The 22,160-nt window shown below is 31.7% G+C and carries 18 protein-coding genes; 9 read left to right on the forward strand and 9 right to left on the reverse strand.

The annotated features are described in order from the left end of the window. Positions 1-141: 141 nt before the first annotated feature. The 3 genes from NSR03_RS13785 to NSR03_RS13795 all read left to right on the forward strand — a co-directional run bounded on the left by NSR03_RS13785 (position 142) and on the right by NSR03_RS13795 (position 2,536). On the forward strand, positions 142-318 hold the full coding sequence (locus NSR03_RS13785) for a hypothetical protein (protein WP_002511885.1): 177 nt from the start codon (positions 142-144) through the stop codon (positions 316-318). A 416-nt stretch (positions 319-734) separates the two neighbouring features. Then, positions 735-1,043, forward strand: coding sequence for a hypothetical protein (locus NSR03_RS13790; RefSeq protein WP_069802556.1), 309 nt, complete (start codon positions 735-737; stop codon positions 1,041-1,043). Positions 1,044-1,612: 569 nt separating this feature from the next. After that, positions 1,613-2,536: an SMP-30/gluconolactonase/LRE family protein gene (locus NSR03_RS13795; RefSeq protein WP_069820751.1), complete on the forward strand. Its 924-nt coding sequence runs from the start codon at positions 1,613-1,615 to the stop codon at positions 2,534-2,536. A gap of 156 nt (positions 2,537-2,692) precedes the next feature. Here NSR03_RS13795 and NSR03_RS13800 read toward each other — a convergent pair whose 3' ends face one another. After that, positions 2,693-4,114 (reverse strand): APC family permease, encoded by a 1,422-nt coding sequence (locus NSR03_RS13800; protein WP_002511880.1) that lies wholly within the window; start codon positions 4,112-4,114, stop codon positions 2,693-2,695. 257 nt (positions 4,115-4,371) lie between these two features. Between NSR03_RS13800 and NSR03_RS13805 the strand changes: the two genes are divergently transcribed. After that, positions 4,372-4,470 (forward strand): type I toxin-antitoxin system Fst family toxin, encoded by a 99-nt coding sequence (locus tag NSR03_RS13805; RefSeq protein ID WP_021339314.1) that lies wholly within the window; start codon positions 4,372-4,374, stop codon positions 4,468-4,470. Positions 4,471-4,735: 265 nt separating this feature from the next. Continuing rightward, positions 4,736-5,569 carry an aldo/keto reductase gene (locus tag NSR03_RS13810; RefSeq protein WP_002506199.1) on the forward strand — a complete coding sequence of 278 codons (834 nt, stop codon included), beginning with the start codon at positions 4,736-4,738 and terminating at the stop codon, positions 5,567-5,569. Positions 5,570-6,084: 515 nt separating this feature from the next. Here NSR03_RS13810 and NSR03_RS13815 read toward each other — a convergent pair. Next, the gene (locus tag NSR03_RS13815) at positions 6,085-6,381 is read right to left on the reverse strand and encodes a hypothetical protein (protein ID WP_002506200.1); all 297 of its coding nucleotides are present in this window, start codon (positions 6,379-6,381) and stop codon (positions 6,085-6,087) included. A gap of 417 nt (positions 6,382-6,798) precedes the next feature. Between NSR03_RS13815 and NSR03_RS13820 the strand changes: the two genes are divergently transcribed. From NSR03_RS13820 to NSR03_RS13835, 4 genes are all read left to right on the forward strand, one after another. Continuing rightward, entirely contained in the window at positions 6,799-7,035 is a 237-nt protein-coding gene (locus tag NSR03_RS13820; protein WP_002511879.1) for a FeoA family protein, read from the forward strand. After that, positions 7,028-9,022: a ferrous iron transport protein B gene (gene feoB / locus NSR03_RS13825; RefSeq protein ID WP_002511878.1), complete on the forward strand. Its 1,995-nt coding sequence runs from the start codon at positions 7,028-7,030 to the stop codon at positions 9,020-9,022. Before NSR03_RS13820 ends, feoB begins: the two co-directional genes overlap by 8 nt. Before the next feature lie 12 nt (positions 9,023-9,034). Then, positions 9,035-9,175 (forward strand): FeoB-associated Cys-rich membrane protein, encoded by a 141-nt coding sequence (locus NSR03_RS13830; protein WP_002506203.1) that lies wholly within the window; start codon positions 9,035-9,037, stop codon positions 9,173-9,175. Between the two features lie 633 nt (positions 9,176-9,808). Next, positions 9,809-12,127, forward strand: coding sequence for a CDP-glycerol glycerophosphotransferase family protein (locus NSR03_RS13835; protein ID WP_002511877.1), 2,319 nt, complete (start codon positions 9,809-9,811; stop codon positions 12,125-12,127). Between the two features lie 191 nt (positions 12,128-12,318). Here NSR03_RS13835 and NSR03_RS13840 read toward each other — a convergent pair whose 3' ends face one another. The 7 genes from NSR03_RS13840 to mnmG all read right to left on the reverse strand — a co-directional run bounded on the left by NSR03_RS13840 (position 12,319) and on the right by mnmG (position 22,154). Continuing rightward, positions 12,319-14,253 carry a right-handed parallel beta-helix repeat-containing protein gene (locus NSR03_RS13840; RefSeq protein WP_069802550.1) on the reverse strand — a complete coding sequence of 645 codons (1,935 nt, stop codon included), beginning with the start codon at positions 14,251-14,253 and terminating at the stop codon, positions 12,319-12,321. Positions 14,254-14,267: 14 nt separating this feature from the next. Then, entirely contained in the window at positions 14,268-15,701 is a 1,434-nt protein-coding gene (locus NSR03_RS13845; RefSeq protein ID WP_069820752.1) for an MFS transporter, read from the reverse strand. A 526-nt stretch (positions 15,702-16,227) separates the two neighbouring features. Continuing rightward, complete coding sequence (locus NSR03_RS13850) at positions 16,228-16,788, reverse strand: helix-turn-helix domain-containing protein (protein WP_002506207.1); 561 nt, start codon at positions 16,786-16,788, stop codon at positions 16,228-16,230. 227 nt (positions 16,789-17,015) lie between these two features. Beyond that, positions 17,016-18,470 (reverse strand): carbon starvation CstA family protein, encoded by a 1,455-nt coding sequence (locus tag NSR03_RS13855; protein ID WP_002506208.1) that lies wholly within the window; start codon positions 18,468-18,470, stop codon positions 17,016-17,018. A gap of 204 nt (positions 18,471-18,674) precedes the next feature. Then, positions 18,675-19,514, reverse strand: a complete 840-nt coding sequence (locus NSR03_RS13860) for a ParB/RepB/Spo0J family partition protein (protein ID WP_002506209.1) — start codon at positions 19,512-19,514, stop codon at positions 18,675-18,677. A gap of 41 nt (positions 19,515-19,555) precedes the next feature. Continuing rightward, positions 19,556-20,275: a 16S rRNA (guanine(527)-N(7))-methyltransferase RsmG gene (gene rsmG, locus NSR03_RS13865; protein WP_064783315.1), complete on the reverse strand. Its 720-nt coding sequence runs from the start codon at positions 20,273-20,275 to the stop codon at positions 19,556-19,558. A 1-nt stretch (position 20,276) separates the two neighbouring features. Beyond that, the gene (mnmG, locus tag NSR03_RS13870; RefSeq protein WP_002506211.1) at positions 20,277-22,154 is read right to left on the reverse strand and encodes a tRNA uridine-5-carboxymethylaminomethyl(34) synthesis enzyme MnmG; all 1,878 of its coding nucleotides are present in this window, start codon (positions 22,152-22,154) and stop codon (positions 20,277-20,279) included. Positions 22,155-22,160 lie beyond the last annotated feature (6 nt).

Raw genomic sequence — 22,160 nt, forward strand, 5'->3', positions numbered from 1 at the left:
GTATTAAAACCAATAGATTCATGTTAATTTAATTATAAAGTGTTTTTTAATTTTTTTTGGTATTAATTGATAAAGTAATTGTTTGGAGGCAATTAAAAATATGAATAAAACTAAATTAAGATTTTACATGCATATAGGGCTATGTATGCCATCGCTTACGGCATATTATTACTGTCGACTGACTGGATTTCTTCTGGATGGTCACTAGCATTCGTATTAAGCTTTGCTGCTATCGGTATCTTAAGTGATATTGTCGCTCCAAAAAAGCGTAATAACTCGGAGAATAGTCAAAAGCGTCAAAGAGATTATATAAAATGAAAATAATTGAGTTAATAACTATCATAGCCATTATTTTATTTACTATTTTAGTAGCTATTGCTGTGCCCAAATTCATTGCAGATAAAGACTATATAGTACTTATATTTGTAAGTATTTCCTGGGTAATTTCTATCTATTATTGCTTTATCTTTTTAAAACCAGAAAATAACAATAATTAAAACAGCGACAATTAAATGAATCAGAGGAGTATATCATATGAACTTACTTAAATATTTTATATTTAATTTAATCGTATTCTTTATTATATTTAGCATACTGCTCCTAATTTTTATAAATGAATATAACATTATCAAAACTATTCTAACGACTATTTTATTCGCATTTATAATGACTGTTTATAAATATGCAGTAAATCAATATAAAAAGAAAAGGAAAAGAAGGAGATGATGAACGTAATGATAGAAATATTTGCACTAATTTATGGTATCGCCATAAGTTTGTGGTTTTTATTCATAGATCGTAACGAGTCAGAAGGATTAAAGAAGAAAATAACCGCTATGTTTTTAATGTTAAATAGCGTTTTATTAATTATATTTGCAGTCATAGGGCTTTTAAAAATTATTGAACTGTCAAATTTTGAAGGAACTTTAATATTATTAGGAATAGCAATGATTCAACTTTCCCTATTAAATAAAAAGAAAGTTAAACCGATTTATATTTACTTTGGTCTAGCTATGCTTGTAATAAATGTGTTTATTAGTTAAAAAATTTTGTATGTTACATGAATCAAAGGAGGAAGTCACATATGTTACCTAAAATGTTAGTCGTTTGTTTATTACTTTTTTATCCGATTTTTGTTAAAGCTATGAATAAGAAAAAGAAAGATAACTATGAATCTTTAAAATAAAAAAATCAAAAGCGCTTAACAGAGAACAAACTGTTAAGCGCTTTTGATTGTGTGTTGTTATGAAAATATGTTTCTTATCACAGTAATTATACCTCTAATTATTGAAAGTAATATATCTAGAATAATAGTCATAATACTAAATTTATCTTCTTTATCAAATTTTCTTTTTTTGTCTTTGTTGGTCATATAAATTCACAATCCACCTTTTATAAAATCAAAGTACGCTTAACTATGCTTTCTTTACCTTTATTAATTAAATTATAAACAACTTTGCTATGTGCTACTTAGCAATATTGGTAATTCAAGTTTAAATATTGATAGTATGAGATTAGAAACCTTTTAGGTAATTTCATTTATCAACAATCTGTTTACTATAAGGTGCTTTTCCTATAAGACACTTTTATAGAAAAAATTAGGAGGAACATCATGCAAGCTAAATTACTACAAGAAAGTGTACAATCAACTTCTGCAGAAGGTCCTTTGTGGGACGATGAAAATCAATGTTTATTTTGGATAGATAATGTAGAAAATAAAATTCGCGCATATTATCCTCAAACTAATCAATATACTTTTTACCAACTCGAAAAATCTCCAATGTCACTTGCAAAATACTCACAGAATGAACTTATAGTGATTATGAAAGATGGATTTTATCTGTATAATTTAGAAAAAGAAACGTTAAAAGAAATTTTCAAACCAATGGATTTAAATAACAAAATACTTTTAAACGATGCTAAGTGTGACCCTCAAGGTAGACTTTGGGCAGGTACAGTTAATGATGATTTTAGATTGTTTAAAGAAAGCCAAGATAGCACTCAAACTGAATTTCATGGGCAAATCGCTAAGCTTTATCGCGTAGAAAAGAATTTTTCTAATATTGAAACAGCTAAAGAGAGAGTAACACTTTCTAATGGGCTTGATTGGGACCCTGTTCGAAATATTATGTATTATATCGATTCTGCTAACCAATCCGTGAGTCAATTTAATTATGATTCGAAAACCGGTCAAATTTCAAATGAAGAGACTGTTTATACTTTTAAAGAAACAGATGGCTTACCTGACGGCATGACAATTGATCAACAAGGCATGTTGTATGTTGCTTTATTCAAAGGCGGCGTAGTAGCAAAAATTGACCCTTTCCAGAAAAAATGGATAGACAGTATTACTTTACCAACTTCTACCGTTACATCTTGTGCATTTGGTGGAGAAAATTTAAAAACTTTATTTATGACTACGGCATTGGCACCATTAAATGATTATGAAAGACACCAAGAACCCACGGCAGGCCACATGTTCTCAGTCGATTTAGAAGTTGGTGGATATAAAACGAATATATTCAGAACAACTTAGAAAGTGTTGCAGTTTATTTCACCAACACAATTTAGGATATGATACCAAAAACTGATAAAATCCCCTTCACTTTAGCTACTAGTGAAAGGGATTTTCATGTATTTTATAAAGCCTAAAGGTATAATACGTATTTACATATTACCAATAATTAGCTATCTATTTCTGCTGACCATTCATCTTAATGGCATAAAATAAATAATATACAATACCAATAATAAACCAAATCAATGTATAGAATTTAGCTTGTCCGCTTAATCCCCAAAATACTGCAAATACACAGATAAATATAAATATCGGCATAACAGGATAAAATGGTAATTTAAATGCTGGTTCTGGTAAATCTTTACCTTCTCTTTTGCGTAATGCATAAATTCCAATTGTCACAAACATGAATGCGACGAGCGCACCTGCTGAAATCAATTCCGCTAAAAATCCAAATGGAAATACAGATCCGATAATGACTGCCACAATTGTTAATATGACTAAAGAACGATTAGGTTGATTCTTGGTATTTAACTTGCCTAACCAAGCCGGAAGAATGCCATCACGGCCAAATGAATAAAGCAAACGTGAACCGGCAAGCATCATACCAATAAGTGCCGTAAACATACCTATAACTGAGACAGCCTGTACGATAACAGCAACTGTGCCGTGTCCACTCATACGTAACGCCCAACCTACTGGTTCTGCGTTATCTTTGTATGCTGAGTAATCAAACATACCTACTAATACGAGTGATACAGCAACAAATAATCCAACTGCAATAAATAGTGACCCTAAGATACCTCGAGGCATTGTTTTCTGTGGGTTAATTGCTTCTCCGGAATTGGCTGCAATAGAATCAAAACCGATATAAGCAATGAAAATAACTGAACTCCCTGCGTATATACCTTGCCAACCACCAAAGGCACCTGCTGCTGTTTCTTTATATTCAGGAATAAACGGTATGTAGTTTCCAAGATTAATAACAGATAAACCTACAATAAGAAATAAGAAAATCGCTAATATTTTTAACACAACAAGTATATTTTGTACGCGTGCTGTTTCTGATGCACCTCTCGCTAACAAGAGTGCTGTGATAATAATTACAATTGCTGCAATAATATCCATTATGCCACCGTTAGTTCCAAGTGAATTGGATAAAGCGTTTGGCAATGATATATCGAAGGGGTCTAAAAGCCCTCTTAAATTGGCTGAAAAGCCTGACGCTACAAAAGAAACTGCAATAATATACTCTGCAATGAGCGCCCACCCTACTATCCAACCAAAAAACTCGCCGAATAATATACTAATCCAAGTATAAGCCGAACCTGCAAATGGCATCACTGAAGCCATCTCTGCATATACGAAAGCTATGAGTGCCGCTACTATAGCTGATACTAAAAATGACAGTGTTACAGCAGGTCCTGTATGATCTGCAGCAACAACACCTGGTAGTGTGAAAATAGCAGTCGATACAATCGTTCCGACACCTAATGCTAAAAAGTCTCTCACACGAAGTGTACGTTCTAAATTTGAATCTTTATTTTGATAACGGGATAAATCTTCTTTCCGAAATACTCTTTTAATGATACTCATTTTGTCTAACTCCTTGTTGTTTTAAAAATAAACATGTTTTTAAGTATAATGATTTTCTAATACAATGTACATGTTGTTTTAAGAAGAAATTAAATAAATTGAGAATGATATTCGTTTTAATTTGTATAATTGAGGAAATATTTGAAGATAAAGTGACAAACTCAAACATATGATAAAAGCGTCGACTTTCTATTATATAATATGGATGTCGCCTATCTCTCAGGCGTCAATTTAGACGTTGAGAGGAGGTGAGCTGAATGGGCATATTTTTTATAAATGTCTTAGCCACAATCATCAGTGGTTGCATCATTGCCATGTTTACGCAATGGCTTCGTAATCGTGGCGAAAAACAATAGGCGATAGCGTAAGCCACACCATAAAAAGCCCTCACTATTATAGCGAATAGTGAGGGCTTGGTGAACTAAATGGTCATATTTTTTATACCTATATTATAATCACATCGATTTAAAAAATCAATTGAAAATATGATTATTCATAAAATAGATACCTAGGTTACTTTAAAGTGCGTACTTACATTTCTAATCAATCAACGGTAATATAATTAATATAAACATTATTTGAAAATAATTTTAAATCAAAAACAGAAAAGGGAGAACAACTATGCAATATATTGATTTTCATAATGGTAATACTATGCCTCAACTTGGTTTAGGTGTTTTTAGAGTAGAAAATGATGACACTGCAAAAGATGCAGTGAAGCATGCAATTATTAACGGCTATCGCAGTATTGATGCCGCATTAGTTTACGGAAATGAAGAAATGGTGGGCCGTGGTATACAAGAAGGTATGGCTGCAGCCGATATTCGAAGAGAAGATTTGTTTATTACATCAAAACTTTGGTTTGATAGCTTTGGCAAAGACAATGTAGAACAAGGGTACCAAACTTCTATAGATAACTTAGGTCTAGACTACTTAGATCTTTATCTTATTCATTGGCCGGGTACAGATGAGTCTGTCATGATTGAAACTTGGAAAGGGATGGAAGCTTTATATGAATCAGGAAAAGTTAAAAATATTGGTGTAAGTAACTTCAATATTGAGCATTTAGAAGTGTTAAAATCACAAACTTCTATTAAACCTGTCATCAATCAAGTCGAATTTCATCCCTACTTTACACAACAAGAATTAAGAACTTACCTAGATACTGAATCTATATACATGGAGTCATGGTCTCCACTAATGAACGCGGAGATTTTAACAGATGAAACAATCAATGCGATTGCAGCAGAAATTGGAAAATCCCCAGCACAAGTTGTTATTAGATGGAATATAGAACATGGTGTCGTAACGATTCCTAAATCAATTACACCTCATAGAATAGAAGAAAACATTAATATCTTTGATTTCTCATTAACAGCTAATCAAATGGAACGTATTGATGCATTAAATGAAAATAAGAGAATTGGACCTAATCCATTAGAATTAAATGGTTAACAAAAATACAAATATATTATGCTATAACAGAACATAGACAAATCAAATGTGTATAGAACTAAAAAGCTGTACTTTGGGTTAGTATATAATTTTAAAGGTTTGTTTCCTATATTTCGTAGGAGGCAAGCCTTATATTTTTAATTGATTTGTTCATTGTTATAAAAATGTTAGTGATTTAGACCGACTCCTGTGGAGAAAGCATCAGCCGAAGACTACACGCTAAAGCTGTGCTCCTGGAAAGCACGCACAAAAAAGTACCACCTAACAATTACACAGTAGCAGTCTGATATCTAGTCAGCCTTATGGGAATGGGAAAACGAAATCAAATTTCAACTTTTGATTTCGTTTTCCCGTTCCTTTTTTATGTTCTCATTGATATTTCTCATCATTTTTAACATTCTAGACGTACTTTAGACAGCCTATCATACTAAAAAGGCTACTGATATAGTTCTAATTACTCCCTATCAATAGCCTTCATATGCTCATTTTATTATTCAATTGTATGACTTTAATCACTATTTCATGCGGTCCAGTATCTCTTCTTGAATTATTTGCAACGCTTCATTATAATCCGTATTGGTATTTTCTTTTGCATTTACAACTAATAAATCTATAAGTTCAATGTCACTCTTTTCACGAACTTCATTTTCAAATTGGTGTAAATGCTCTTCTGAAGTTTCCGTGTTTTGCTTTTCTATTTGATAATATTGATCGGCTCCCAGTCCGCCTTCCTCAATCATCACAGAAATACCGCTAGAACGTGTTTCGTTCAATCTTTTGACTTTGATACGTTTATTTTCACGAATAACCATTTGAATCCCTCCTACATTATGCGCATTTTACAAATCCTTAATGCCTATAAACTATTTACATATTGCTACTGATTGGATTGAATACAAATCGTCTTGGTGTCTTTATTTTTATGTATTAAAAACTATATTTACGAATCAAAATATCTAAAAAACTGGACCGCTTCATTTCAAGTTTGATTCGAGTGTAATACCTTCAGTGTAAATATACAATATTTTTGCTCACTTATCTATACCCTAAATTCAAGGTTAATATATATTTCTGATAAATTTTATTATAAGTTTATTGAAATCTATGAACATTGCAATATTTTTTAACAAAATGTCCACAAAATTAAACTCTAAAACTCTTTTATCGTACAAAACTAAGTTGTATAATTGAAAACGATTATTATTTACAATTAAGAAAGAGTGATGACTATGCTAAATATCGAGACAGCGACTTTGGAAAAACGTTATAAAATTAAAGAGCTAAACATCAAAAATCAGCATATGTTACAACGTTTAAATGCGTTAGGTTTAAATTACGGGACAGATGTGAAAATTAAGCAAAAATGTTTATTTAAAGGACCTTGTATTTTAGAAGTTAATGATCAGTGTTTAAGTATACGTGGTTGTGATGCATGTCATATTTTTTTAGAGGAAGCACATGAATAATAGCTATTGTATCCTAGGAAATCCTAATGTAGGTAAGACCTCATTATTTAATGCGTTAACTGGCACTTACGAATATGTAGGCAACTGGAGCGGTGTTACCGTTGAGAAGAAGGTCGGCCGTCTAAAAGAGAATGCTGGTAGCCTTATAGATTTACCTGGTATATACGAACTATCACCTATTTCTAAAGATGAAACTGTAGTAACCGACTATTTATTAAACAATGAGTTCTCAGGTATGATTAATATCATAGATGCAAGCCAACTCAAACGAAATTTACAATTAACAGTTCAATTAATGGAATTAGGTGCACCCATTATTATCGGCTTAAATATGATAGATGTAGCCACAAAACGTGGTATTCGTATTAATCAAACTGCTCTAATGAAAAAATTAAAACTACCTTTATTACCTATCATAGCTAGAAGTGGTAAAGGCACGACTCATTTATTACATTCGCTTAAAGACCATTCATTATCAAAATCTAGACCTTTGAAAATAAATTATGGCGAAAAATTAGAAGATACAATATCTCGTATTGAAAAATATTTATCTGAACATACTTCTTTCGATAAACAGCTTTTCAGATTTATCGCTATACAATTCCTTTTAGATAATCCTAAAATTCATGAATTACTCGATAAAAACGTGTTAGAAAAAATCATCCCTTTACGTGAAACACTATCTGATTTACTAGACTGTTCTATTCGTGAATTAGTACAACGTAAACGTAGCGACTACATAGCTCAATTATTAGACGGTGTGATTGAATATCCTGATGAAGAACAGCAATATCTTTCTAATCGTATAGATAAATTGCTAACTCATAGAATATTAGGTATCCCTATCTTCTTAGGCATAATGTGGCTCATATTCCACATTACATTTACATGGGTTGGTACACCATTATCTGATCAGCTTGATGAATTTCTTGGTGGTACATTTACCGAAACAATTAAGTCAGCCATGGATAACCTTGGTGTTGTAGCTTTCTTACAGGACTTAATTACTGACGGAGTTATCGCAGGTGTTGGGGGTGTATTAGTATTCGTCCCTCAAATTATCGTACTTTTCTTCTTTATTTCTTTACTCGAAGATTCAGGCTACATGACACGTATAGCTATATTGATGGATAGAATTATGGAAACCTTTGGCTTAAGCGGTAAATCCTTTATTCCTATGATTATTGGTTTCGGATGTAACGTGCCTAGTATTATGGCTGCACGTAGTATTGAAAGTGAGAAAGAACGTCTTACAACAATTTTAATTGCACCATTTATGTCATGTTCTGCAAGGCTACCTGTATATGCATTATTTGTTGGTGTTTTCTTCGAGCAAAATCAAGCGCTCATTGTGTTAAGTCTTTATGTACTTGGTATTGTCATCGCATTATTAACAAGTGTCTTACTGACTAAAACTGTATTAAAAAATGATGATTCAGTATTTATCGTTGAATTACCAACATATCGTTTACCTTCTATCAAAACACTTTGGAGAAGTACTTGGGAAAAAGCAAAAGGATTTGTTAAAAAAGCAGGAACATTCATCTTTGCAGGTTCAGTCGTTATTTGGCTATTAAATTATACAGGACCAAGTGGTTTCAATGTAGATGTAAACGATAGCTTTTTACATTCTATCGGAAGTTTCTTTGCAGTTTTAGTTGCACCGTTAGGATTCGGAACTTGGCAAGCAGGTGCGACACTTATTCCAGGATTCTTAGCTAAAGAAGTCATAGTTAGTTCGATGGCTATTATTTACGCTTCAGATGAAGACGGATTAGTAAACATCGTTCAAGATCAATTTACGTCATTATCAGCCTATGCATTTATGATATTTATCCTATTGTACATCCCTTGCTTATCGACTGTAGCAACCATTCGCAAGGAAACCTATTCTTTAAAATGGACCATATTCGCAGTAGCCTACCCTTTAATTGCTGCCTATGTACTGACATTCATCTTCTACCAAGTTTGCCAATTTTTTATTTAAGGATGTGATTTTATGTCGATTATCATTAACATCGTTATCTTTTCAGCAATTTTTGGCTACACTATATTTACATTAACTAAATTTATGAAAAAATCCAAAGAAGGAAAATGCAGTTCATGCGGTTCAAAAAATGGTTGTAATACAAAAGAATAACAGTGAACTAAATTGAAATTACGAATTCAATCACTAAAATAGATAAAAAATAATGAGGCTAGGACATGTATTTTGTCTTAGCCTCTCATTTAAATTCTACGATTCAGTATTCAAAACATTCTTTTACATCTATTTACCTATTTCCCCTATTTGTAGATGTTGGAGTCTGTCCTCCCAAAAGCTTGTTCTTTCATAACATCTGAATGCTCATATTGCATCTTCATTATAACTTCTCATTTCTTACACGCTTATTAATAATTGTTTTTTAGCCGGTATCGGTACAATATAACTTGAAAAAGGCAATTTACTTATTAAATAAATGGACATTACAGAAATACATAATAAAACGATGTTAGAAATAACAAATGTAGATGGATTATTAACAATATCATCATAAACCAACCATTAAAGCACACTGCTTCTGTATAAAATAATACTAGGATTTAATCAAAACTATAAATTTCAAAAACACTTTATATATCATATTTTAATAAATGTTGTTATGATATGCTTAAAGTGTAATTACACAAAATTTACATATAATTTACACGAACATAATATATAGATATTAAATATAGGTATTATCAATGCTTTTTATTTAATTTTGGGAATGCTGAAATATGGGGGGATAACGTGAATATTAATATAGTGGGATTTAATATTTTTTCAAAAGGGGGTACTTCTAGAAGTAATATTAATTTAATAAAAGCGTTTTTAAATAAAGCTCATACTGTGAACTATTTTAACTATAATAATTTTGAAATTAATCAAATTACGAAATTAATAATACATGAAGACATTGATTATGCGAACTTTAGAGTTTTTCAATTAAATAACCCAAAAGCTTTAGCCGATGGAGACATATTAATTATAACTAGAGAGGATTTATTTAAATACGCACGATCAGTTAAAGAAGAAAAGAATAACATAAAAATTGTTGGCGAAATACACGGACCATTGGAATATATAAATGATGATATTGATTTATGTTTAGATGCTATAGATTCAATTAGAGTTAGTACACCATCAATTAAAGAAAAATTCCAAAAGAAATATAAATTTAAATCTGTCTTTAATCAATACGTAAATGCAGAACATGTAGATATATGTGACAAACCTATTAATACAAAAAGAAATTTTTTAATTAAATCTAGGTTTGAAGATGGTGTAAAAGATATATCTTATATTATAAAACTAATGAATTATATTGTTAATAATAGAAATTATGAAGATATACATTTATACATTATTGGATATGGCCCTTCAGAAAATTTATATAAAAACTTAGTGAGATATTACAATTTAGATCATAATGTTTTTATTAATGAAAAAGAACCGCTCAATTATATTTATATTTCTACATCGCATTATGAGACTTTAGGCTATTCTATTTTAGAAACTATCATGTTAGGAAATAGAGCGCTCATCTATCCTGGGAGAGACGATGTTTTAAAAGAAATATATAGTAAATATCATTGTATTGAGTTTTTACAAAAAGATATTGTTGAAGACAGTAAAAAATTATTAACATTATTAAATCATAAATACACCAGTGAAGATAGAATTAAAGATGTAACATATTTAACAAATGAATTTAAAAATGATTCTTATATAGATGAATACATTAGTAAAATCGCTGAACATGAAAATCAACAAACTTTTTTAACTACGAATAAAGAGATAAAATATAATATCGATCAATCAGACACTAAACTTAATAAATTAAATAGTAAAAGAGATTTATATGAAAAATTGAAAAAGAATAAAATGCTTAAGCGTTTATTAACTAATAATTATTTCTTCAAGAAAATGAAATCTTTTTATAATTATAGAAAAAACAAGCTACAAGTAAAGGTGTTAGATAAAATTGAGCCTGAGGAAACTAAGGTTTTTATAGAATCCTTCCATGGTAATAATTTTAGTGGAGATCCTAAATATATTGCATTGAAAATCAAAGAACTTTATAAAGAAAAAAAGATTTTTGTAAGTTCCATCAATTCATTAGTAGATATTGAAATTAGAAATCACGGTTTCATACCAGTGAGGTTCGGAACTGATCAATACATCAAATCATTCCGTAAATGTAAGTATGTCTTTATGAATGGCAATTCATGGGACAAAGTATATAAGCATGATAAACAAGTATTTATACAAACTTGGCATGGCTTTCCACTCAAAAAAATGGTTAATGATTTAGAAAACAATCAAGATAAAGAATTACAATTAAAACAATTTTTACCCCGTATGAATAAATGGGATTATTTATTTACTTCCTCAGATATCAATAAATTGCTATTAAAGTCAGCTTTTAAATTAGAAGAAAATAACCATTTAAATATTTTAACTTTAGGCGCTCCTAGAAATGAATATCTTCTTGAACATAATAATGATTTCGAAAAAACAAGAATTTTAAATAAATATATGATTAAAGATTTTGAAAATAAAACAATCATTTTATACTGTCCAACATGGAGAAACGATGAAAGAGAATCTTTAACAAACATGGATTTACGACTTTTACTCGATTATTTACCAAAAGATTATGAAATCATCGTCAAACTTCATCCCAACGAAAGTAAGTTGAGAAATAAATATAATAATTTAAGTTCTAGAATACACTGCTTTTATAATGAATTTATAGATATTCAAGAACTTTATATTATAGCTGATGCAATGATTACAGATTATTCATCGACAATATTTGATTACGCTCACTTAAGTAAACCTATATTTTTACTTCAAGAAGATGATAAAAATTATCAAAATGATGTTGGTTTTTACTTTGATATATTTGAATTAGGTGATTTCCCTGAAGTACCGTCTGATGAAAGACAATTAGCAAATCAATTGAAGAACATTAAAAACATCCAATATTCTAAATTGATTAACAGACTTATGACAAAAGATAAGCATGATACCAGCAAAAAGATATTAAAAGAAGTCTTTTCATAAACTTAAAAACCAAAATTAAAATAGTCAGCCTCTGAGCTAACAATGTTTCAAATAAATGAAAAAGCCCCCCCTAAAATTTAGATTTTAGGGGGGCTTCAAATTGTGGTCGAATCACATTTATTAAAGATAGAGTACTTTAATTATCTTGTGCGTTTTATCTGTATCATAATGACTTAGTCCTTTAGATATTCTTAAATTTCAGCACGTTTCCAAATTAACACTTTGTTTTCACCAGCTTGTAAACTTTCAATTGGTCCTAACAGTGTAGTATCCGTTCTCATATTTTCTACTAAATCAGTATTAATACTGATTGGCGTTTCGTTCGGACTTTCAAAGTCTGCATCTACTAGTCTTACTTTAGGTAAAGTATCACTTGATTGGGTTTCTCCTTTAATTTCAAAAAATGATGGTGGTAATGAAATGTTAAGATATAAACCTTCTGATTCTTCTTCTAAAGATAATGCAGGATTAAAGTTCTCATCTATTAAATTATTTTCTTCTTTTTCAAAGTGTTTGGCTTTATTGAAATAAGCATTATTGTTAATAAAAACAGGTTGTTTTATTTTATGATACGCTTGGTGATCTCCTTCTTCTTGAGAGACCAAATACTTATATTCTTCTAAAGATGTTGTATAACCATTATACAGTTCAGTTCCAATATTATTTACAGCATTTTTCCCTATAAATATATTATTGTAGAATCTATCGTCTCCTCCATAGACCGGAGCAAATCCAGCGACTAATGTACTATGTGGCACATGATAAGGCGTTGATCTATCTAGCATCAATCTATGAACCATTTCACCGTTAATAATATTATTAACGTAAGCACCACCTTGTGCATGATTATCTAAAGCGTAATCAGCAGTTAATATATTATTATCGACGAGATAAGGTCCGCTTGTCACTTCTACAAAAAGATCCCTTGTATTTTCATTAAATATATTTTTACTAATTCTTGTTCCTTGAGTTTGCCAATCAAACCACATACCTAAAGAGCAGTTATGAACGTAATTATTATAAACTTGTGTATCTAAAGCCGCATGTAGTTTAATACCAGCAATTTCATATCCGAAAAACGCTCTTCTATTACCAATATTAAAGATGTGGTTATTATATATTTCACTAAAAGCGCACCCTAAATGTCCCACAATAGCATTTTGTCCACAATCGCTAATTTTATTATTTCTAATAATGTGTGATCCTATCGTTTCTTTATTCCAATCAGCGTTAACAGCACTAAAAACTGTTTCTATTTGGTATTGATAGCCAGGTTTATCTTTTCTAATTGAACTAAAGTTTTGTCCGGTAGATATCTCTTTACCAATTGAAACACCACTACACATTGAATCATGTATATAATTATTTTCTACGATCCATTTTTTACTCCAATTCGTATCAATCAAACCAGTTTGTTTAGCTGTAGGTGGAGACCATTGTGTTGCAGCGTGCGCTAATTCAAAATTACGAATCGTTATATAATTAGTATGTGTTTGATTTGGCGAAAATACGTGTTCTCTGACGTTGATTTCTATTAATTCTTCATTTGGATTATTGTTTTGAAAATTAGCGTAAATTGTAGTACTATTTTCATTTACTTCCGCATACCATAAAAATGTCGATAAATCAGCGTAATCAAAATCAACTTCTTTTTCAGTCCAATGATCAAATACTTTTTCGATTCTTTGTGGATTTTTCAATCTATCAAAAGTACTTACTTCAAATAGTGCATAACCATTTAAATAGACTTGCCCTAAAGTCTGGTTATTATCAACCTCAAGCCAATCACCAAATAATTTCACTGAAAACGGATTAAATGTTTTGAATAATTGATTAGGCACTTCTACTTTCCATATATTTCCTTCTACAAGATGCCAATCGTTTATTTCTTCAGAGCCTTTTATAGTAACTTTTTCATTTTTTGCACTTTCAAATGTAATTCTGCGAGACTCGCTTAATCCTGAATTTATGTCGTTTATTTCTTCTCTATATACGCCTTCATGAACGATTACAGTATCCCCTGGTAACGCAATCGAAGCCGCTTTGTTAATTGTTAGTAATGGCTCATCCTCAGACCCTTTAGCAAAATCTGATCCTGTTTTAGCTACATATAATTTTTTTGACATAATATAACCTCCACTTATTTATATATTTGTTTATTTCTCAATTCTCCCACTTCATTATTTCTTATTTGGTCCTTAACTTTATCTATGAATTTTTCATAATTTAAAAAGAATGTGACAATCATTATTAGTGTAACCATTAAAAACGGAAAGTATATTTGCATCGATTTTATGGCAAAAATAGTACTTTCAGATTGTATTGAAGCTCCTGCGACATAACCACCGATAGACAATGACCACCCTACAATAGCTGACTGTAGACCGGATCCGATTTTCATCCCAGCACTAGCCAAACTAAACACTGAGCCTTGTACTGGAACCCCTGTTTTCCAATATATAATATCGCCAATATCTGCAACAATACCACTTAGTGCAGCAGTAAATGGTACGATTCCTATACCATTTATAACTAAACCTATAACTAACATAGTTAAGTTTTCCGAGAACAAACTCATAATGATATAAGAAATAATTGATATTACTAAACCAATAATGATACTTTTCTTAATTCCAACCTTTTCTGAAAATTTAGCTGCAAGAAGTAAACCTAAAATTGTTGGGATTAAAGTAGAAAAACTTAAAAGTGCCATAACATTTTCATCGTTAAAAATATACGTAGCATAATATATTCTCATGCTATTATCTGTTTGACGTAAATACCATAGTAAATATAAAACAATAGTAATAAGAAAGTATTTTTCTGTTATTAATGTTTTTATAATTAATGTAAAAGGTATTCGTTTTTTTTGTTTTTTGACACCTTTTTTATCAATGTGGTCATATTTCTTAGTTGCGACGTTTCTTTCTGTTACAAAATATCCTGCAATCATTAATGGTATAGCACATAATGCCCCATAAATAATAGATGTAACCGTCCAACCTTGTTGACCACCACCAAATCCATTAACTAAAAATGTGGTAAATGTCGTAATACACAATACACTTAAGTTAGCAAAAATAAAACGAATACTTCCCAATGAAACACGGTCAGTTTCATTCTTTGTCATAAACGACACAAGTGAAGAATACGCAACATTATTAGCAGTGTAAAAAACGACTGATATCAAGGAGTATACTATGAATATATAAGTGATTTTTCCAGTATCTCCAAGTGATTGTGGCACGTTAAATAATAAAATTGTTAAAATACCTAATATAGGAGCAGTCCAAAAGACCCATGGCTTAGCCTTGCCCATCTTTGTATTTGTATTGTCAATAATACTTCCCATAAACAAATCCGAAAAACCATCTGCAAATCGACAAATTAGAATGATAGTACCGATAACAGCACCAGCAATACCCACTACATCAGTCATATAAATTATTATAAAAGATGCAATAAAGGTCCAACTATAATTTGCTCCAAAATCCCCGATACCAAAAGTAAGTTTCTCTGGCATTCCTAATCGTTCATTCTTATCACTTTGTTTAGAATCATAACTATCGGACATAACCCCACCCCATTAATTTTTAATGTATGTCTGCTCATAGATGATTAACAAAACAACTATTCATAAATTAGAATGTCCAAACCAGTAATATGTATAGTTATTTTTACGCGTTAACTTTTAGCAATTCCCCCTTATTTTAGTTGGTTTGTTAATTTAACTAACCAAATTAACGTTAATATATCACCTTATTTATTATTTGTAAACGCTTTCTTAAATTAAGGTAGTTTTTTACTCTTTTAAATCAAATGCAATTTAAATGTAAAAATTCCCTTGATATTAATGATACTTTTTTGAAATGAATACCGATAAGCATGCATGTATCTTGATTTTTAAGGTATTTCATTATGTACATAATCTACAAATATATTTATTAAATTGTAGGGAGTTGATTACTACTAAACTGGTCATTCAAATCTTTATTGCGATAATTCTTAATGGAAGTTATAAAAACACTAAAAAGTTCATTCAGTCCCGTTTACATAAAAAAGCATCTCTCAAAATTTGAAAGATGCTTTTACTATATTTTTTATTTAAAAAAATACATACTTAATAACATAATGATTAAAAAACCGCCTACGGTTAATACGAAGGTATATATAAATGTTAGGGTATTTCTTAGTTTTGTAGTATTAACCTCATTAGGATCTTCACCCTTCATAAAAGCTACGATTCGATCGTAAGTTTGCATATTATTAGACTTCTTAATTAAATCTACTTTGATAGAAGCGTACATCGCAATAATAAATAGCACAACCTCAATGACTATGCCAATCGTTCCCCAATAATAAATTGCTGGACCAAATAAAATCGCTGCTAATAACATCGGCCACACCATTAAATGTGACCACAAGTTAAAGTTCGTTTGCTTTAATTTCTGTTCCATAATCTCCACGTCTCCTTTGACTAAATCGTCTAAAGAAACATCAAACAATGAACTAAGCATAAGTAAATTATGAACATCTGGATAACTCTTATCATTCTCCCAATTAGAAATTGTTTGTCGTGAAACATATAATTTCTCTGCTAAATCTTCTTGAGATAAATAATCACGCTGTCTGAAATACTTAATTTGAGAACCTAAATTCATTGTCATGCTCCTTTGACTTGAGATTAATATGGAAATCATTATTAGACTACCAAAGTTCTTTGACATATGCACCTTTTCAATTGTCAAAATGCTTTTACACCTATGATATCAATGTTTTTAAGACTACCTTTAGACAGCACAAAGGGAGCGAGATAGAAATCAAAATCTGATTCCGTATTCCGCTCCCTAAAGACTAACTATCATCCAAATACTGCCAATATAAAAACTTAAGTTGTTTGTTGCTGATATTGAATTTGGTGATCTAATTCAAATTCTTCACCTGCAGTGATTTTCTTATATTGATAACCAAAGTACAGAATCCATAGTATCGTCAGGCCAAACGCTAACACATAGCTTAATGTAAGATCTAATCCTAAACCAATTGGCTGACTAAGAATATACGTAAATATATTCCATGTCATGAACACGGCTGGTATTGCTGCAACCCAGAAATTCTTTTTAGCCATGAGTAGATACATAGCCCCGACCCATAACGCAACAGTGGCAGTTGTTTGGTTAGCCCAAGAGAAATAACGCCAAAGTACTGTGAAATCTACTTGAGTCAAACCGAAACTAATTACAAATAATGGTGCAGCTACGATAATTCTTTTGACAACACTACGTTGACCATAATTTAAATAATCCGCAATAATCATTCTAGCACTACGGAAAGATGTGTCCCCACTTGTAATCGGTAAGATGATTACGCCTAACACTGCCATTGTTCCAAATACAGAACCTAATAATAGATGAGAAGCTTCACTTACCACTAATGCTGCCTCACCACGGGCTAATACATCACTAAGTCCATTGTAACCATTAAATAGACTCATGCCTGCTGCTGCCCAAATCATAGCGATAATCCCTTCAGCAATCATCATGCCGTAAAAGATAAAACGACCATTATTTTCTTTTTTCGTTGTTCTAGAAATAATTGGTGTTTGAGTCGCATGGAAACCAGATAATGCCCCACAAGTAATCGTGAAGAATAATAATGGGAAAATAGACGCCCCATCAGGATGCATGTTTTTTAAATTAATTTCTGGAATCGGTGCGCCCGTTTGAATAAGACGGAACCCTATACCAACCGCACTGATTAATAATAATGCCCCAAATATTGGATAAATACGACCAATAATTTTATCAATAGGTAAAATTGTAGAAAGAACGTAATAAATAAAGATAACAAAAATAATGATACCTAATGCAATACGTCCGTCTAATAAATTATGTAATAATAATGCCGGGCTTGTAACAAATACTGTCCCTGTTAAAAGTAATAATAAAATAGAAAAAATATTAACAAAGTGTTTCATCACTTTTCCTAAAAACTTACCAGCAAGCTCAGGTAAATGAGCGCCTTTATTTCTGATTGAAATCATCCCAGTTAAATAGTCGTGAACCGCCCCTGCAAAAATACAACCCACAACAATCCAAATAAATGCGACAGGCCCATAAAGTGCTCCCATAATTGGTCCGAAAATAGGACCAACACCAGCGATGTTTAATAACTGAATCAGTGAATTAGATGATGTCTTCATCGGTAAGTAATCGACATCGTCCCTTTGATGAAATGCTGGCGTCGGTCGTTCTACTTTTGTGCCAAACATCTTATCGATGTATTTACCATAAGTGAAATAACCTATAACTAATAAAATAATAGATACGATAAACGTGATCATATTATCATCCCCCCCTTTAGATAATGTGTAAGCGTTTTCTTAATTTAATCACAGTTTCTGATTTATCACAATATTACAATGGAATTTTTATATTAACTTAATAAAATTTAAACATAAAAAAGACTGTTAGATTTCCAACTAGGATTCTAACAGTCAGTGATTTAATCTAGGATCTATTTCCCAGATTGTTTTATTTTGGTTATATTAACGTTTGTATAATTTAATCTTTATTTCATAATAGTCGTCATGATCTTTAGCTTGATGTTCATACTTAATACCGCTTTTTTCAATACTTTCAAGACTTTTACCAACTGCATCACGTGCGTCAGTTAAGTCTTTTTCAAATCCAAATGTTTGAGCCGTCACCTTTTCAGGGCCAACTTTTTGTTTCACTCGTGCTTCTGTTTGTTTTACATTTAGCTTCTGGCTAATAACAGTTTCAACCATTATTTCTTGATCTTCTTCTGACAAACTTAACATTGCACGAGCGTGACGTTCAGTAATCTTACCTTCACGTAAACGTTCGATGACTTTAGGTGCTAATTTTAATAAACGCAGTTTATTAGCTATGAAACTTTGACTTTTACCAACACTTTTAGCTAATTCACTCTGTGTGGTATCCCCGATTTCCAATAACTTTTTATATGCTTCCGCTTCTTCAACGACAGATAGGTTTTCACGTTGAATATTTTCAATAAGTGCAACCACTGCAGTCTCTTCATCATCTAAATATCTAATAATGACTTCTGCGTGTGTTTTACCAAGTGATTGAAACGCTCTAAATCTACGTTCACCAGCAATAATTTCAAACATATCTTCTTCTATTGGACGTACGACGATAGGCTGTAACAAACCATGTTCTTCTATTGATTCTGCGAGTTCTTTTATCTTATTTGGCTCAAATACTTGTCTTGGTTGATAACGGTTTGGCACAATACGTTCGATATGAATAGATTCGACGCTATTATTATGATCTTCTTCAATATAACCAACAATGTCATCTTTGTTCTTTAAACCAAATAATTTAGAAAAAGGTTTCTTCATTTTCCATGCGCTCCCTCTAAATTAATTGTATTGATTTGCATTTACTTGTTAAGCAATGGAGACTTATTCGGTGTTCCTGGTTTTCTAGGATACTTCTTAGGTGTCTGACTTCTCTTGTCTATAAGGATCATTTGTCTCTCGCCTGCTTCTTCTGGCAATTCATATGAAATTGTTTCTCGAACTTTACCACCCAAGATACCTAAACCGAAACGTGCTTCTTCTAATTCTTCTTCACCTTTAGAAGATTTTAAAGCGATGAATTGACCGCCTTTCTTAACTAAAGGCAGACACAATTCACTTAATACTGAAAGTCTAGCAACAGCACGTGCAGTTACAATATCATAAGACTCCCTGTAGACTCCTTTGCCAAACGTTTCGGCACGATCATGCACGAAATTTACGTTTTCAAGGTCTAGCGCTTCCGCTAATTGATTCAAAAATTTTATACGTTTATTTAACGAATCTACAATTGTAACTTTTAAATTCGGATAAATAATTTTCAAAGGAATGCTTGGGAAACCAGCACCAGCACCTATATCACAGATTGTTAATTCTTTAGTCAAATCCGTATAAAAACTTGGCGCAATTGAATCATAAAAATGTTTCAAATACACTTCATGTTCTTCAGTGATACTTGTTAAATTTATTTTTTTATTCCATTCAACAAGCATTTGATAATACGTTTGAAATTGTCGTTGTTGTTCTTCAGAAAGTTCTATTCCTTGTGTACTGAGTTGCTTAGTTAACCATTCTACACTCATCTTAATTTTTCACCCTTTGGATTTTTCCTTGTTCAAGAAAAACAAGTAAAATTGAGATATCAGCTGGATTCACACCAGATATACGAGAAGCTTGCGCAATGTTTAATGGCTTAACTTCTGTTAATTTTTCACGCGCTTCAGTCGCTAAACTATCTACCACACTGTAATCTAAGTCTTCTGGAATTTTTTTCTCTTCCATACGTTTTACTTTTTCAACTTGTTGTAACGACTTGTTGATGTAGCCTTCGTATTTCGTTTGAATTTCTACTTGTTCTTCAACATCAGATGGAAGTACATGTGATTCATCCAGAATTTCAAGAATTAGGTCGTAAGTCATTTCAGGACGACGTAACAATTCTAATGCTAAAATACCATCTTTCAAGCGAGAACCACCTTGTGCTTCAATAATTTCTTGAACGCGATCATGTGGTTTCACTCGGATGCTAGCTAAACGTTCTTGTTCTGATTTTATCATGTCTCGTTTTGCATTAAAACGTGCATAACGCTCTTCAGAAATCATTCCTAATTCATGACCTAAATCAGTTAGACGTAAATCTGCGTTATCATGTCTTATTAATAGACGGTACTCTGCACGAGAAGTTAATAAACGGTAAGGTTCATTTGTACCTTTCGTAACAAGATCATCAATTAATACACCGATATATGCGTCAGAACGGCTTAATACAACTTCATCTTTATTTTGTACTCTAGCTGCTGCATTAATACCAGCCATAATACCTTGTCCAGCCGCTTCTTCATAACCTGATGTACCGTTGATTTGACCAGCAGTGTACAAGTTTTTGATTTTTTTAGTTTCAAGTGTTGGCCATAATTGTGTAGGTACGAGTGCATCGTATTCAATTGCATATCCTGCACGCATCATGTCTGCTTTTTCTAGACCAGGGATTGTTTCTACCATTTGTCTTTGTACATGTTCTGGAAGACTTGTAGATAATCCTTGTACGTAAACTTCATTCGTATTACGTCCTTCTGGTTCTAAGAATAATTGGTGACGTGGTTTATCGTTGAAACGCACAAATTTATCTTCAATTGATGGACAATATCTTGGACCTGTACCTTTAATCATTCCTGAATACATTGCTGATAGATGTAAATTATCATCAATCACTTGGTGTGTATCAGCATTTGTATATGTTAACCAACATGGTAATTGATCTAAGATGTATTCAGTAGTTTCAAAACTAAACGCTCTACCTACATCGTCACCTGGTTGGATTTCAGTTTTAGAATAATCAATTGTTTTCGCATTTACACGAGGTGGTGTACCTGTCTTAAATCTAACAACTTCGAAACCAAGGTTTCTTAAATTATCAGCTAATGAAATAGATGGTAATTGGTGGTTAGGGCCACTTGAATATTTCATGTTTCCTAAGATGATTTCACCACGTAAAAATGTACCTGTTGTAATAATAACTGCCTCTGCCCAGTATTCTGTTCCAATATTAGTACGTACGCCTTTAATCACATCATCTTCAATCATTAAGTCATCTACCATGCCTTGCATAATATCAAGGTTTTCTTCATCTTCAATTACTTTTTTCATTTCTTGTTGATACAATACTTTATCTGCTTGTGCACGTAATGCTCTCACTGCTGGGCCTTTACCCGTGTTTAACATACGCATTTGAATGTGCGTTTTATCAATCGTTTTGGCCATTTGTCCACCTAAGGCATCTATTTCACGCACGACGATTCCTTTTGCCGGTCCACCAACTGATGGATTACATGGCATAAACGCGATATTATCTAAGTTAATTGTTAACATCAGCGTTTTTGCACCACGTCGAGCTGAAGCAAGTCCTGCTTCAATACCAGCATGCCCGGCTCCTATTACTATTACATCATATTCTTGAGCCATACTATT

The organism is Staphylococcus sp. FSL W8-1207, from assembly GCF_038003745.1.
Lineage (GTDB): Bacteria > Bacillota > Bacilli > Staphylococcales > Staphylococcaceae > Staphylococcus > Staphylococcus equorum.

Excerpts from the sequence above, each read along its gene's own strand:
- NSR03_RS13785 (WP_002511885.1), top strand. The coding sequence starts at position 142 with ATGTATGCCATCGCTTACGGCATATTATTACTGTCGACTGACTGGATT.
- NSR03_RS13790 (WP_069802556.1), top strand. The coding sequence starts at position 735 with ATGATAGAAATATTTGCACTAATTTATGGTATCGCCATAAGTTTGTGG.
- NSR03_RS13795 (WP_069820751.1), top strand. The coding sequence starts at position 1,613 with ATGCAAGCTAAATTACTACAAGAAAGTGTACAATCAACTTCTGCAGAA.
- NSR03_RS13800 (WP_002511880.1), bottom strand. The coding sequence starts at position 4,114 with ATGAGTATCATTAAAAGAGTATTTCGGAAAGAAGATTTATCCCGTTAT.
- NSR03_RS13805 (WP_021339314.1), top strand. The coding sequence starts at position 4,372 with ATGGGCATATTTTTTATAAATGTCTTAGCCACAATCATCAGTGGTTGC.
- NSR03_RS13810 (WP_002506199.1), top strand. The coding sequence starts at position 4,736 with ATGCAATATATTGATTTTCATAATGGTAATACTATGCCTCAACTTGGT.
- NSR03_RS13815 (WP_002506200.1), bottom strand. The coding sequence starts at position 6,381 with ATGGTTATTCGTGAAAATAAACGTATCAAAGTCAAAAGATTGAACGAA.
- NSR03_RS13820 (WP_002511879.1), top strand. The coding sequence starts at position 6,799 with ATGCTAAATATCGAGACAGCGACTTTGGAAAAACGTTATAAAATTAAA.
- feoB (WP_002511878.1), top strand. The coding sequence starts at position 7,028 with ATGAATAATAGCTATTGTATCCTAGGAAATCCTAATGTAGGTAAGACC.
- NSR03_RS13830 (WP_002506203.1), top strand. The coding sequence starts at position 9,035 with ATGTCGATTATCATTAACATCGTTATCTTTTCAGCAATTTTTGGCTAC.
- NSR03_RS13840 (WP_069802550.1), bottom strand. The coding sequence starts at position 14,253 with ATGTCAAAAAAATTATATGTAGCTAAAACAGGATCAGATTTTGCTAAA.
- NSR03_RS13845 (WP_069820752.1), bottom strand. The coding sequence starts at position 15,701 with ATGTCCGATAGTTATGATTCTAAACAAAGTGATAAGAATGAACGATTA.
- NSR03_RS13850 (WP_002506207.1), bottom strand. The coding sequence starts at position 16,788 with ATGAATTTAGGTTCTCAAATTAAGTATTTCAGACAGCGTGATTATTTA.
- NSR03_RS13855 (WP_002506208.1), bottom strand. The coding sequence starts at position 18,470 with ATGATCACGTTTATCGTATCTATTATTTTATTAGTTATAGGTTATTTC.
- NSR03_RS13860 (WP_002506209.1), bottom strand. The coding sequence starts at position 19,514 with ATGAAGAAACCTTTTTCTAAATTATTTGGTTTAAAGAACAAAGATGAC.
- rsmG (WP_064783315.1), bottom strand. The coding sequence starts at position 20,275 with ATGAGTGTAGAATGGTTAACTAAGCAACTCAGTACACAAGGAATAGAA.
- mnmG (WP_002506211.1), bottom strand. The coding sequence starts at position 22,154 with ATGGCTCAAGAATATGATGTAATAGTAATAGGAGCCGGGCATGCTGGT.